Source organism: Bosea sp. F3-2, from assembly GCF_008253865.1.
Taxonomy (GTDB): Bacteria; Pseudomonadota; Alphaproteobacteria; order Rhizobiales; family Beijerinckiaceae; genus Allobosea.
In genome coordinates this window covers 2,157,355-2,170,990 of the sequence record NZ_CP042331.1, presented here as the reverse complement: position 1 = coordinate 2,170,990, position 13,636 = coordinate 2,157,355, and the positions used below count along the sequence as shown (strand labels likewise).

13 protein-coding genes are annotated in these 13,636 nt (G+C 63.4%); 11 read left to right on the top strand and 2 right to left on the bottom strand.

Going from position 1 to position 13,636, the window contains the following annotated elements; translation table 11 throughout:
* The first annotated feature begins 339 nt into the window (after nt 1-339).
* From FQV39_RS10110 to FQV39_RS10085, 6 genes are all read left to right on the top strand, one after another.
* The gene (locus tag FQV39_RS10110; protein ID WP_472840633.1) at nt 340-1,131 is read left to right on the top strand and encodes an ABC transporter ATP-binding protein; all 792 of its coding nucleotides are present in this window, start codon (nt 340-342) and stop codon (nt 1,129-1,131) included.
* A gap of 7 nt (nt 1,132-1,138) precedes the next feature.
* Nucleotides 1,139-1,855, top strand: coding sequence for an ABC transporter ATP-binding protein (locus FQV39_RS10105; RefSeq protein WP_149130172.1), 717 nt, complete (start codon nt 1,139-1,141; stop codon nt 1,853-1,855).
* A 13-nt stretch (nt 1,856-1,868) separates the two neighbouring features.
* Entirely contained in the window at nt 1,869-2,741 is an 873-nt protein-coding gene (locus tag FQV39_RS10100; RefSeq protein WP_149130171.1) for a branched-chain amino acid ABC transporter permease, read from the top strand.
* Between the two features lies 1 nt (nt 2,742).
* Nucleotides 2,743-3,771, top strand: coding sequence for a branched-chain amino acid ABC transporter permease (locus FQV39_RS10095; RefSeq protein WP_248313386.1), 1,029 nt, complete (start codon nt 2,743-2,745; stop codon nt 3,769-3,771).
* 70 nt (nt 3,772-3,841) lie between these two features.
* Nucleotides 3,842-5,053, top strand: a complete 1,212-nt coding sequence (locus tag FQV39_RS10090) for an ABC transporter substrate-binding protein (RefSeq protein WP_248313311.1) — start codon at nt 3,842-3,844, stop codon at nt 5,051-5,053.
* 108 nt (nt 5,054-5,161) lie between these two features.
* Nucleotides 5,162-5,449: an SDR family oxidoreductase gene (locus FQV39_RS10085; RefSeq protein WP_210251193.1), complete on the top strand. Its 288-nt coding sequence runs from the start codon at nt 5,162-5,164 to the stop codon at nt 5,447-5,449.
* A gap of 9 nt (nt 5,450-5,458) precedes the next feature.
* Here the strand turns inward: FQV39_RS10085 and FQV39_RS10080 are convergent, their stop codons facing one another.
* Together FQV39_RS10080 and FQV39_RS10075 are read right to left on the bottom strand one after the other, a co-directional pair.
* Nucleotides 5,459-6,448 (bottom strand): alpha/beta hydrolase, encoded by a 990-nt coding sequence (locus tag FQV39_RS10080; protein ID WP_187640232.1) that lies wholly within the window; start codon nt 6,446-6,448, stop codon nt 5,459-5,461.
* A gap of 80 nt (nt 6,449-6,528) precedes the next feature.
* Nucleotides 6,529-8,142: a flavin-containing monooxygenase gene (locus FQV39_RS10075; protein ID WP_149130169.1), complete on the bottom strand. Its 1,614-nt coding sequence runs from the start codon at nt 8,140-8,142 to the stop codon at nt 6,529-6,531.
* 197 nt (nt 8,143-8,339) lie between these two features.
* Here FQV39_RS10075 and FQV39_RS10070 point away from each other — a divergent pair, with 197 nt between their 5' ends.
* Genes FQV39_RS10070 through FQV39_RS10050 form a run of 5 tightly spaced genes read left to right on the top strand, consistent with a single transcriptional unit; the run spans nt 8,340 to nt 13,543 of the window.
* Nucleotides 8,340-9,494 (top strand): acyl-CoA dehydrogenase family protein, encoded by a 1,155-nt coding sequence (locus FQV39_RS10070; protein WP_149130168.1) that lies wholly within the window; start codon nt 8,340-8,342, stop codon nt 9,492-9,494.
* Nucleotides 9,494-10,600 (top strand): CaiB/BaiF CoA transferase family protein, encoded by a 1,107-nt coding sequence (locus tag FQV39_RS10065; protein ID WP_149130167.1) that lies wholly within the window; start codon nt 9,494-9,496, stop codon nt 10,598-10,600. Before FQV39_RS10070 ends, FQV39_RS10065 begins: the two co-directional genes overlap by 1 nt.
* On the top strand, nt 10,600-11,436 hold the full coding sequence (locus FQV39_RS10060; RefSeq protein WP_149130166.1) for an HTD2 family dehydratase: 837 nt from the start codon (nt 10,600-10,602) through the stop codon (nt 11,434-11,436). Before FQV39_RS10065 ends, FQV39_RS10060 begins: the two co-directional genes overlap by 1 nt.
* Nucleotides 11,430-12,224, top strand: a complete 795-nt coding sequence (locus tag FQV39_RS10055; RefSeq protein WP_149130165.1) for an HpcH/HpaI aldolase/citrate lyase family protein — start codon at nt 11,430-11,432, stop codon at nt 12,222-12,224. The genes FQV39_RS10060 and FQV39_RS10055 overlap by 7 nt, the downstream gene beginning before the upstream one ends.
* Nucleotides 12,221-13,543, top strand: coding sequence for an MmgE/PrpD family protein (locus tag FQV39_RS10050; RefSeq protein WP_149130164.1), 1,323 nt, complete (start codon nt 12,221-12,223; stop codon nt 13,541-13,543). Before FQV39_RS10055 ends, FQV39_RS10050 begins: the two co-directional genes overlap by 4 nt.
* The last annotated feature ends 93 nt before the right edge of the window (nt 13,544-13,636 follow it).

The following is a 13,636-nucleotide window of genomic DNA, read 5'->3' as shown; positions in this document are numbered from 1 at the left end:
GGAGGGCAGGCGAGGGGATCTTAGGTCGGCATTGCCGTTCGTTCGTGTCACCAGGTGGGGACATTGCGGACATCCGAATTCTGTTTCAGGTGCCCGCGATATGTGACGATGGAGAGTTCGAAGCGGTTCCTGCCACCCAAGGTCCTCTCAAGATACTTGCTATCTTGACAGCAAATATAATTCCTGAGATCGTCTCGGTCAATAACGCGGCTCAGAGAAAGCTGCGGACTGAACAGGGAGCTTCCGTGATCGCCAGAACCTATCCCCTCTCGCGAAGAGGGCGGACCGATCGCTGCGTGGTGCGCCCGCGGCGGCCCTCGGAGCAGCCGCGGTTGCCGTGTGGGGCATTGCGGCATGGTCGCTGACGCCGACCCTTTGCTATCCGTCGAATCGGTTGTTGTTCGCTTCGGTGGCATCCTCGCGTTGGACGGGGTGTCGCTCTCGGTTGCGCGCGACAGCGTTTTCGGCCTGATCGGCCCTAACGGGGCGGGCAAGACGACATTTTTCAACTGCCTGTCGGGTCTCTATCGCTATAGCAGCGGTGACATCCGGTATTCGGGGCGCTCGCTGTCTGGCGTGCCGGCGAACAGGCGCGCCAGCGCCGGTATCGGGCGCACGTTCCAGAATCTGGCGATGTTCCGGACGATGACCGTCCGCGAAAACATCCTGGTTGGCGCGCATTGCCGGTTCGATGCCGGAATCCTGGCGAACGCGCTACGGCTTCCCAACGCGTTCAGGGCCGAGGAGGGAGCTCAACGAGCGGCCGCGCGGCTGATCGAACTGCTGGAACTGGATGCCGTCTCGGAGAGGCCTGTCGCCGATCTGCCGTTCGGCACACAGAAGCGGGTCGAACTCGCACGTGCCCTGGCCTCACGTCCGAAGCTTCTGCTTCTGGACGAGCCGGCCTGCGGCCTCAACCACGAAGAGGTGGATGAACTCTCGGCGCTGATCCGCCGGATCCGCAGGGACTTCGATGTCACGATCCTGTTGGTCGAGCATCACATGGGCATGGTGATGGGCCTTTGCGACCATATCGCCGTGCTGAATTTCGGCCGCAAGATCGCCGAAGGGACGCCCCGGGAAGTCCGAGACAATCCCGAGGTCGTTCGGGCCTATCTGGGGGAGGGGTGAGCCGACCATGATGCCATTCCTCGAAGTCACCAATCTCGATGTCAGCTACGGCATGTCACCCGTGATCCGTGGTCTGAACCTCAGCGTAGCGGAAGGGCAGGTTGTGGCCTTGCTCGGGGCCAATGGCGCGGGCAAGACGACGACGCTCCGCGCTCTGTGCCGGATGGGCGTTCGGACCGACGGCCAGGTCAGGCTGGGTGGCAAGTCGATAGAAGGGTTGAGCACGCATCAGATCGCCCGGCGCGGGGTGGCTCATGTCCCCGATGGCCGCGGCACCTTTCTGGGCCTGACCACCGAGGAGAACCTTCGGCTTGGCGCGCATGCCGCAGCCCGGCCGGTGACCGTGCCCATCCTGATGAAAAAGATGTTCGGCTACTTCCCCCGGTTGGAGGAAAGGCGGAATCAGCAGGCCGGCACGCTTTCAGGGGGCGAGCAGCAGATGCTCGCGATCGCGCGAGCCTTGATGAGCGAACCGCGGATCCTGCTGCTGGACGAACCGTCTTTCGGGCTGGCGCCGCTGGTCGTGAGGGACATTTTCGACATCATGCGCCGCATCAACGCCGAAAGCGGCGTCAGTATTCTGATCGTCGAACAGAATGCCGCGCTGGCACTAAGCTTTGCACATCACGCCTATCTGCTCGAAACCGGCGAAATCGTCATGCACGGCAGTTCGACGGAGATGAGGAGCAATCCGGCCGTCAAGAAAGCGTATCTCGGGCAATAGGCTGAGGCACAGAATGGAAACCTTTCTGCATCAATGCGTCGTCGGTCTGTCGGCCGGTGCGATCTATGCGAGCGTCGCCCTGTCATTGGTCATGATCTACCGGTCCACGCACCATGTGAACTTCGCGCAGGGCGAGATGGCGATGTTCTCGACGTTCGTGGCGTGGGGCTTCATGCAAGCTGGCATCCCCTACTGGGGCGCGTTTGCCCTGACCGTCGCGGTCTCCTTCCTTATCGCGGGAGCCATCGAGTTCTTCGTGATCCGGCCGTTGCGCGACGCACCGGATTTGACAACGCTCGTCGTCTTCATCGGCCTGCTGATGATCTTTCACAGTCTTGCCGGATGGATCTTCGGGGACACGGTGAAGAAATTCCCGAGTCCTTTTCCGCCAGGCGCCTGGTACGAAACCTCTCTGTTTTCGGCCCACGAAGTCGGCGCCATCTTCGTCTCACTGCTTCTGCTTGCGATCCTCTATGCCTTCTTTCGTTGGACGCCGCTTGGCCTTGCCATGCGGGCCGCGGCGGAGAACCGCCCATCGGCGGAGCTGGTCGGGATCAATGTCGGCAAGATGCTGCTTCTGGGCTGGGGGTTGGCAGGAGCGATCGGCGCCGTCGCGGGGATGATGATCGCCCCCGTCGTGTTCCTCGACCCGAACATGATGATCGGTGTTCTCCTCTATTCGGTTGCCGGCGCCCTGATTGGCGGCATCGACAGCCCCGGCGGCGCGGTTGCAGGCGGTTTCCTCGTCGGTCTGATCGAAACGCTTGTCGGAAACTATGTCGTCGGAACCGAGCTCCGCCTGGCTGTAGCTCTCGTTCTCATCGTTGCAACCCTGACGATCAAGCCATCGGGCTTGTTTGGCCGCGTGGTGGTGAAGCGTGTCTGAGATGCAGATGGATAAACAATCACAGCTCGTGGATACGGACGCTCCTGCAAGCGGGACGTTCCGCGGGCTGCCTCGACGAGACGGGCGCGCCATCTGGGTTCGTGCCATCGTGATTGCGCTCGCGCTCGCCCTCACGGCGGTGCTGTCGGATTTCCGGCTGTTTCAGGCCACGATGGTGCTGGCCTATGCGATCGCCCTGATTGGCCTCAACATCCTGACCGGGTTCAGCGGGCAGATCTCGCTGGGTCATGGCGCATTCTTCGCCCTTGGCGCCTACGCCACCGCCATCCTGATGGGGCATTTCGAGATGCCCTATTGGATTGCGATTCCAGTCGGAGGCATCGTCGGCTTTGCCGCGGGCTATGCGTTTGGCCGCCCCGCGCTACGGCTGAGCGGTATTTATCTCGGCCTTGCGACCTTCGCGCTCGCCGTCGCAACCCCGCAACTGCTGAAGTTTCACGGCGTGGAGGAATGGACGGGCGGCGTACAGGGAATCTTTCTGACGAAGCCCTCGGCACCTCTCGGCCTTCCACTTTCCGATGACCAGTGGCTCTACCTCTATGCCCTGGTTCTGGTGGGAATCATCTACTGGATCGCTCACTCATTGCTCGAGAGCGGCACGGGCAGGGCGTTGCGTTCCATCCGCGACAACGCGCTCGCGGCCGAGGCGATCGGCATCGACAGCCGGCATCACAAATTCATGGCGTTCGGCATTTCCGCCGCCTTTGCGGCTGTCGCAGGCGGGCTTGCCGCGACTGCGGTCCAGTTCGTATCCCCTGACGCCTATGACCTGTTCCTGTCCGTATCCCTTCTCGTAGGAGCCGTCGTGGGAGGCATCAGCACGCTGAATGGAGCAGTCATCGGCGCTCTCTTCATCGTCTATGTCCCGACCTTGGCGGACAGCATTTCGAAATCCGCGCCCTGGGCAGTCTACGGCGTTGTCATGATCCTTCTGGTCTATCTCATGCCCGAGGGCATTGCCGGGGCGATCCGGAAGGCTAGCCGCGCGCCAGTGAGCGGGCGGCACTGAAACATCTTCAATAAGCCTCGCCTTCGAGGAACCTCGGAGGCGGCCGACAAAACCACGGGAGGAAAATTCGATGACGATATCCAGAAGAGAGATGATGGCGAGCCTGGCTGCGACGATGCCCCTCGTCACAGGCAAATTGGCAATTGCGAAGGATTCTTCGCCAGGCGTCACCACCACCACGATCAAGGTCGGACATATCGGTCCCTATTCCGGCCCGGCGTCGGCTTACGGCACGATGGGCCGCTCGCTCGGCGCCTACTTCGACAAGGTGAATGCCGAAGGCGGCATCGGCGGCAGAAAGATTCAGTTCATTTCATTGGACGACGGCTACAACCCATCGAAGACGGTTGAACAGGCGCGGAAGCTGGTTGAGCAGGAACAGGTTCTGTTCCTCGCCGGCACGCTGGGCACTCCGCAGAACGCCGCCATCCAAAAGTACATGAACGCCAGGAAGGTGCCTCAGCTGTTCCTCTCGTCCGGCGCCAGCCGCTTCAGCAATTACAAGGACTTCCCTTGGACGATCGGCTGGCAGCCATCGTTCGAGACCGAAGGCCGCATCTATGCGCGTCATATCCTGGAACAGATGCCCAATGCCAAGATCGCGATCCTCATGCAGAATGACGATTTTGGGCGCGACTATCTGAGGGGCATTGAAGATGGACTGGGTGAGAAGCCCACGGCGGCCATCGTCGCGCGGCAAACCTATGAAGTGACCGACCCGACCATCGACAGCCAGATCGTCAATCTGAAGGGCTCCGGCGCCAACGTCTTCATCATCGTCGCTTCTCCGAAGTTCGCGGCCCAAGCCATCAAGAAGGGGGCGGAGATCGGCTGGAGCGCTCAAAAATACCTCGTGCATGTATCGAACTCGACCGGCGCGGTCCTGAGCGCCGCCGGGTTCGAGAACGCGAAAGGCCTCATCAGTGCCGCCTATGTGCGCGATGTGTCTCACGCAAAGGAAAGCACCGAGCCTGAAATGCAGGACTATCTAGCGTTTCTGCAAAAGTATTATCCCGACGCGGACAAGAGCGACTACGTCAATGCCATGGGCTATTCGATGGGCATGCTGGTCGAGAAAGTGTTGCGGCAGGCAGGCGACGATTTGAGCCGCCAAAACATCATGAAGCAGGTGACCAATCTTTCGATGCGCCTGCCCATGCTCTATCCGGGGGTCGAGGTGAAAACCGCCCCGGACGACTACGTCGCCATCAAGAAGATGCAGCTGATCCGATTCAACGGCGCGACCTACGACAAGATCGGGGACCAGCCCATCGCCGGGTAGCCCCTCCGGCTGGCGCCGTGTGTCTGGCGGGCCGTGCCGGCTTTTTTGCAGGGCCACAGCGCTCCTTTTCGACATCGGACACGGTGCTCGGGGCGCTGGACACATGGGGTGAGTGAGTTGGAACTCAGGTTGGATGGAAGGAGGATCCTGGTCACCGGGGCGGCGTCGGGAATCGGGTTGGGAATGACGGTCAATGCCAGCGCACCGGGGCCTGTGGCCACTCCGATGCTCACCGACTTGGTCGATGGCGAGCAGCCGAATGTTGCGAGCCTGCCGCTCGGCCGGGTGGGCGAACCGCACGAGGTCGCCGCGGCGGCGGCGTACCTCGCTTCTATCGATGCCGGCTTCGTCACTGGTGCCACGATTGACGTGAACGGCGGATTGTTGATGCGCTGACGCACCGCCTCAGGCGGTGAGCGCCGCCTTGATCGAGAGTGCCATCCGGTCGAGCACTTCGACGCATTGAGGGACCTGAGCGAAGAAGCCCAGGAAGCCGTGGATCATTCCTTCCATGCGGATGTGTTCGACCGGCACACCGGCAGCGGCGAGCGCTGCGGCATAAGCGTCCCCCTCGTCGCGCAGCGGGTCGAACTCGGCCGTCAGGACCGTGGCGGGAGGGAGGTTCGCGAAGTCATCCGTCAAAAGCGGCGAGGCGGCAATTTCCGAGGCGCGTTCGCGATCGGGCAGATAGTGGCCATAGAACCATTCGACTGCAGCCATGGTCAATCGATAGCCTTCGGCATTGTCGATCTTCGAAGGATACACCCGCGTCGTCAGGTCCAGCGCCGGATAAATCAGCGCCTGGTGCCGGATCGCCGGCGAGCCAGCCTTGCGTGCCGCCTGCGTGACGGATGCCGCGAGCGTGGCGCCTGCACTGTCGCCTGCAACCGCGAGCCGGCCAGGATCGAGCCCCCATCTCCCGCCTTCGCGGGCCAGCCATTGCGTCACTGTCCAGGCATCGTCGGTCGCCGCAGGATAGGGATGCTCGGGGCTCAGCCGATAATCCACCGATAAGACGGCACAGCCGCTCGTGGCGGCGATGCGCCGGCAGACTCGATCGAAGGAATCCAATGAGCCGATCATGAAGCCACCGCCGTGGAAGTAGATCAGCACGGGCTCCGCGGTGGCCTCGTCCCGGTGCTTGTAGAGCCGCACGCGGATCGCGCCGCCCGGGCGATCGATATAGCGGTTGCTGACAAACGCGATCTCCGCCGGTTCGCCTTGTAGCGATGCGAGCTTCTCTGCCTCCCCTCGCGCCTCGGCGATGGTCAACTCGTGCAGGGGGCGCGCGAATTTTGCCCGCGGCGAATCGAGCATGATCGCGACGTGTTCGTTCAATGGCATTTTGGTCTCCTCCCGGATCGATGAGCGACTTCCTCCGGCGGAGAGCGACACGCTCGACCTCGCTTCCAAGCGATTATCCTGGGGGAGCAGAAGGCTCATTGCCGGCGGCGTGGTGGCGCGGTGGTGTTGGATCAGGCGAACACGAAGCCGCGGTAATTCTCGGCAGCGACCTCGTCGGTGATAACCTCGTACTTGCCTACGCCGCCTGCGAAGGGCAGGAACTGCACCTTCTTCCCCGGCACGTTGGCTCCGGTGTACCAGGCATTCGCCTTGTGCGCTTCGCGGTAGAGTGACTGCAACGACACGTCTTGGACATGCTGCATCCAGGCCTCTTCGGCACCGGGATCCGCGCTGACCGTCGTGGCGCCGGTCTTGCTCATATGCTCCATCACCGTCGTGATGAAGTCGACGTTCTGCTCGATCGTGACGATGGCGTTAGACAGGACCGAAGGGCCGCCCGGCCCGGTGATGATGAACATGTTGGGAAAGCCCGCTGTCGCCACTCCAAGATAGGTTCTGGCGCCAGCGAGCCACGCTTCCCTGACGCTGCGGCCATCCGATCCGCGGATGTCGATCGAGGTCAGCGGCCCGGTCATCGCGTCATAACCGGTGGCGAAAATGATGTCGTCGAACTCGTAGCTCGCCTTCTCGGTATCGATCCCCCTGGACGTGATGGCGACGATCGGATCCTTCAGATTGTCGACCAGCGACACGTTGGCGCGGTTGAACGTCTCATAATAATTCGTGTCCCGGCACAACCGGTTCACCCCGATCGGATAGCCGCGCGGGGTGAGAGTCTCGGCCAGTTCGGGATTCTTGACGACCGCGGCGATCTTGCGCCGTACGAAATCGGCCAGCACGTCGTTCACCGCCTTGTTGACGATCCCGAGATTGGGCGCATAGCTGGTGAGGAAACCGTTGAAGCGCCCGCGATCCCAGGCCTCCTGCATCAGCCGCTCCTGTTCTTCCGGGGGCAGCTTCGAAAGATCGTAGGTCGGGCGGTCGAAGTGATAGCCGTAGTCGGCCTTCCGGTTAGCGGCCCGGAAGCCGGGATAGGCCGCCTTGGCGTCTGCGATTTCGGCTTCGCTCAGGTTGCGGTTGCCGAGCGGGACCGTGAATTTCGGTGTGCGCTGAAACACGGTCAGGTGCGCAGCCTCTTCGGCGACAACGGGGATGACCTGGATGCCGGTCGACCCGGTGCCGACGACTGCCACCCGCCGCCCGGTGAAATCGACGGGCTCGTGCGGCCAGCGCCCGGTATGGAACCAGCGGCCCTTGAAGGACTCCAGCCCCGGCACGTTCGGCGTCCTGGGGACCACCAGCGTGCCCGTCGCCATCACGAGGAAGCGGCCGGACCACGCTTCACCGGTCTCGCTGCGCACCTGCCAGCGAGCACCGTCCCAGAAGGTCTCCGTTACCTCGGTGTCGAAGGTCATGTGAGGACGCAGCTGCAGCCGGTCGACGATATGCTGCTGGTATTTCAAGATGTCGGATTGATGCGCGAAAGCCTCCGGCCAAGTCCATTCTTGGTCCAGATCGGGAAGATAGGACACAGAATAGGCGAGGCTGGGAACATCGCAGCGAGCGCCCGGGTAGCGGTTCCAATACCAGGTCCCGCCTGCATCGCCACCCCGCTCCAGGACCCGAGCCGAGTAGCCAGCCTTCAGTGCCCGATAGAGCTGGTAGATCCCTGCAAACCCTGCCCCCACAATCAGGACGTCAACATCATTGGTTGGCTTCGCCATTCTTTCCTCCCAAGCGGGGCATGTCGCCTCGAACGGTGGGCGCCAAATCCTCTTGCAGGCAGGCATATCTCTGAAATAACTTGCTGTCAAAATAGCAAGTATCTTGCATGTGCGCTATGCGCGTGACAAAAGCTGGCCAGAGGAGGAAAGGGCAGTCGTGATCCCTCGACGGTCGCCTGCCAGGAGGAGCCGCTGCCATGAACGAAAATGCCCATGAGGACATCCGAGCCGCCGTAAGGGCGCTCTGCGCGGAGTTTCCGCCGGAGTATCACCGCAAGGTGGACGAGGCGCGCGGCTATCCTGAAGAATTCGTCGCCGCGCTGACCAAGGCCGGCTGGATGGCGGCTTTGATCCCGGAGCAATATGGCGGATCGGAGCTCGGCCTCACCGAAGCTTCCGTCATCATGGAGGAGATCAACCGGGCCGGCGGCAATTCCGGCGCCTGCCATGGCCAGATGTACAATATGGGCACGCTGATCCGGCACGGCTCGGAGGAGCAGCGCAAGCGCTACCTGCCCAAGATCGCAACCGGCGAACTCCGCCTGCAATCGATGGGCGTGACCGAGCCGACGACCGGAACCGACACCACCCGGATCAAGACGACAGCAGTCAAGAAGGGCGATCGCTGGGTCATCAACGGCCAGAAGGTCTGGATCAGCCGCATCCAGCACTCGGACCTGATGATCCTGCTGGCGCGGACCACCCCGCTCGACCAGGTGAAGAAGAAGTCGGAAGGGCTCTCGATCTTCATCGTCGACCTGCACGAGGCGCAGGCGAAAGGGATGACCGTCCGGCCGATCCTCAACATGGTCAACCATGAGACCAACGAGCTGTTCTTCGACAATCTCGAGATCCCGGCCGAGAACCTGATCGGCGAGGAAGGGCAGGGCTTCAAGTATATCCTCACCGGGCTCAACGCCGAGCGCACGCTGATCGCGGCCGAATGCATCGGCGACGGCTACTGGTTCATCGACAAGGTCACGAACTACACGAAGGAGCGCGTCGTCTTCGGCCGGCCGATCGGCCAGAACCAGGGCGTGCAGTTCCCCATCGCCGAAAGCTTCATCGAGGTCGAAGCCGCGAACCTGATGCGCTTCGAGGCTTGCCGCCGGTACGATGCGCACGAGCCCTGCGGCACCCAGGCCAACATGGCGAAGTACCTCGCCGCCAAGGCGAGTTGGGAGGCGGCCAATGCCTGCCTACAGTTCCATGGCGGCTTCGGCTTTGCCTGCGAATACGATGTCGAGCGCAAGTTCCGCGAGACCCGCCTCTACCAAGTGGCGCCGATCTCGACGAACCTGATCCTGTCCTATGTCGCCGAGCACGTCCTCGGCCTGCCGAGGTCCTTCTGATGGCCTCTGCCCGGCGCCCCCTGGAGGGGCTGACCGTCATCGCCATTGAGCAGGCGGTGGCGGCTCCGTTCTGTACCTCGCGCCTCGCGGATGCCGGCGGCCGCGTGATCAAGATCGAGCGAGCGGAGGGCGATTTCGCCCGCGGCTACGACGATGTCGCCAAGGGGCAGTCGAGCTACTTCGTCTGGCTGAACCGCGGCAAGGAATCGCTCGTCGTCGATCTCGCCGCGCCGGACGGCAAGGCTAGGCTGCGTGCGCTGATCGACGAGGCCGACGTGCTCGTCCAGAACCTCAAGCCGGGCGCGCTGGGTCGGTTGGGCTTCGCGCCAGAAGCGCTGCGCAAGAGCCATCCGCGCCTGATCTCATGCTCGATCAGCGGCTATGGCGAGACCGGCCCTTATGCCGAGCGCAAGGCCTACGACCTCCTGATCCAGGCCGAATCGGGCCTGTCCTCGATCACGGGCGGGCCCGACGAGCCCGCGCGGGTCGGCATCTCGATCGTCGACATCGCAACCGGCGCCACAGCGCATGCCGCTATCCTCGAAGCGCTGATCGGACGTGGCATCACTGGAGAAGGCGCCGACATCCGCGTCTCGATGTTCGACGTCATGGCAGAATGGCTCACCGTGCCCCTCCTGCACCAGGAGGGCGGCAAGGCGCCGACACGGATCGGCCTCGCCCATCCCTCGATTGCGCCTTACGGCGTGTTCAAGACACGAGATGGTAAAGACGTCCTGATTTCGATCCAGAGCGAACGCGAATGGGCAAAGTTCTGCGCTGCTTTCCTACACCGGCCGGAGCTGGTCACGGATGCGCGTTTCGCCAGCAATGTCGTGCGTGTGCGCAATCGCGCCGCGACGGACGCATTGGTGGCGGACGCCTTCGCCGGGCTCGACGCCAAGGCTGCGCAGGAGCGCCTGATCGAGGCTGACATTGCCTTCGCCTCGGTGAACGACATGGCGGCGCTCTCCACCCACCCACATTTGCGCCGCATCACCGTCGCCACCCGGAACGGCCCCGTCGCCTTTCCCGCGCCAGCACCGATCGTGATGGGCGTCGAGCGCGAGTACCGGCCTGTGCCGGCCCTTCCCGGAGAAGAAGCGTGATGGACCTCGACATCGACCATTTGCGCCAGTGGATCGGGCGCGAGGAAACTGCGACCGAGTTGGTGACCCGCAGTCTGGTGCAGCGCTTCAACGCCACGCTCGACCGCGAGGGCGATACCGCACCAGGTGCCATCGCTCCCCTGATGCTGCACCTATGTCTGGCGTCGGGCGCTGTCCCAACGTCACGCCTGGGAGAGGATGGCCATTCGGCGCGTGGCGGGTTCCTGCCGCCGGTACCTCTGCCGCGCCGCATGTGGGCGGGCGGCGCGCTAGAGTTTCGGGGCGAATTGCGTATCGGTGAAACCATGGCACGCCGCTCGGTCGTCCGCGACGTGGTTGCCAAATCAGGGCGCAGTGGCGTGCTCTGTTTCGTCACGGTCGAACACGAAGTGACCGGGGACGGCAAGCCCGTGCTGAGCGAGCGCCAGGATATCGTCTATCGCGCCGACGAACCGCCGAGGCCGGTCGCCGTACGGCCGCCTGCAGCGCCGGCGGGCGCGCACCAACGTGCTGTTGCCCTCTCGAGCGCGCTTCTGTTCCGCTATTCGGCGCTGACCTTCAACAGCCACCGCATCCACTACGACGTCCCGTATGTCCGGGATGTCGAACGCTATCCGGGTCTCGTCGTGCATGGACCGCTTCAGGCCATGCTGCTTGTGCAATTCGCCGAGGCGATCCGGGGCGCGCGCCCGTCGCATTTCAGCTTCCGTAGCTTGTCTGCGCTGTTCGACGATGCAGATTTCAGCCTGAACGCGGCCGAAGAAGGACAAGCTCTGCGGCTCTGGACGGCGCGTACGGGTGGCCCGATCGCGATGGAGGCACGGACGGAATGGTGAACCTGCCGGCAATTCGCGCGCCTCTTTTCGTTCCCGCCGATCGGCCCGACCGGTTTGCCAAGGCCGCGGCTTCCGGCACGGATGCCATCATCCTCGACCTCGAGGACGCCGTGGCTGCCCGTGCGAAAGAGACGGCACGGCACGCGCTGGCCACCGGCTTCACCGACCTGCCGGTGATTGTGCGCCTGAACGCCCACGGCACCCACTGGCATGAGGCCGACGTGACGGCCGTCGCCGGGTTGGACGTCTCTGCTGCGATCCTGCCGAAGGCCGAGGATCCCGCGACTTGCGCGATCGTAGCCTGCAGGCTTGGCCGCCCCCTGATTGCTCTGATCGAGAGCGCCCGTGGCCTTGCCAATGCCCGCGCTATTGCAGCGACGGTGGACGTGGCGCGGTTGGCTTTCGGTTCCGTCGACTATTGTGCGGATCTGGGCTGCGCGCATCTACGCGACATTCTGCTGCCCGCAAGGCAAGAGCTGGTGCTGGCCTCGCGGCTTGCCGGGATTGTCGCGCCGCTCGACGGGGTGACCGTCCGGATGGGCGACCCGACGGCGGCTTACGAAGATGCGCTGCATGCCCGAAATTTGGGGATGACAGGCAAGCTCTGCATCCACCCCTCGCAGATTGCCGAGGTCAAACGCGCCTTCGCGCCGTCCAGGGATGAGATCGACTGGGCCCATCGCGTCCTTGCGACCGGCAGCGGTGTCACGTCTGTCGATGGTGCAATGGTGGATGAACCCGTGCGCATACGGGCCCGCATGATCGTGGAACAGGTGGAAGAACGATGATCCCGATTCATTCCGGCCAGAGTCTGACCGATCACCTTGTCGCTTTGGCCTGCCATGAGACCGCCGCGTTACCCGATGCTGCGTTGCGCATGGCGCGCCGTTCGCTGTTCGACTGGATGACCTGCGGGCTCGCCGCGACAAGCGAGCCGGTGGCGCGGCTGTTGCGCGGCTCTGCCGTCGAAGAGGCGGCGGCCCCTGTCGCCAGCCTGATCGGCGGTGGCAAGACCTCGCCGCGTATGGCGGCGCTCGTCAACGGCGCCACCTCGCATGCGCTCGACTACGATGACACGCATTTCGCCCATATCGGCCATCTGTCGGTGGGGATCTATCCAGCATGCCTTGCCGTAGCGGAGCTGGTCGACGCGTCCGTGGATCAGCTTGTCGCGGCCTTCCTGCTCGGAGCCGAAGCCGCGATCCGGGTCGGGTTGGCGCTTGGCCCGGTGCATTACGATCGAGGGTTTCACCAGACTGCCACCGCCGGCGCCTTCGGAGCAACAGTCGCGGCCGGGAGGCTCCTCGGTCTTCCAGGAGACAGGATGCGCGAGGCCATAGGCCTCGTCGCCACCCGCGCCTCGGGAATCAAGAACCAGTTTGGCAGCATGGGCAAGCCGCTGAATGCCGGGCTGGCCGCCTCGAACGGCGTGGAATGCGCACTCTGGGCGCGCGCCGGCCTGTCCTCGGCCCTCGACGGCATCGAGGGAACCAACGGGTTCCTTCCTACCCATTCTGACCGCCCAAACCCGCAGGCAGGGCTGCGGGCCGACTTCTTGTTCGAAGCCGTGAAATTCAAGCTGCACGCATGTTGCCATGGTACCCATGCGATGATCGAGGCGCTTCTGGCCATGCCTGCACGTCCGAAGGCCTGTCAGGTCGAGGCCATCCGGTTGCGCACGAGCCCGCGGTGGCTGACCGTCTGCGATTTGAAAGCGCCGCGGACCGGGCTGGAAATCAAATTCAGCTATGCTTGGCTGGCCGCAATGGCCGTTTCCGGCATTTCGACAGCCCGCGAGGACAGCTATTCCGAGACGATGGCGACGGACCGGCAGTTGTCGGCGCTTGCTGCACGCGTGACCGTTGTCGGGGACAGCTCTCTGACCGAGATGCAAGCCGAAGGCGAGATCACGTCGAGCGACGGTCTGGTACTTCGATTCGGGCACGACCTGGACGCATCGGTCGGGCCAGAGATCCTGGATCGGGGGCTGCGTGCCAAGGCCGTCGCGCTTCTCGGTGCGGAAGTCGCAGAGCGCCTCTGGCAGCAGACGATGGAAGCAGGCGAGGGCCCGGCGGGCGATCTGGGAGCGCTCCTGCGCGCTGCTTGACCGCATGACGACCTGCCGTTGGACGTCGTGCGGACCAATCCCCCTGTCATTTTTTGCCCGGCGTGTGTATCGGGACGCAAGCAGAAGGTAGCG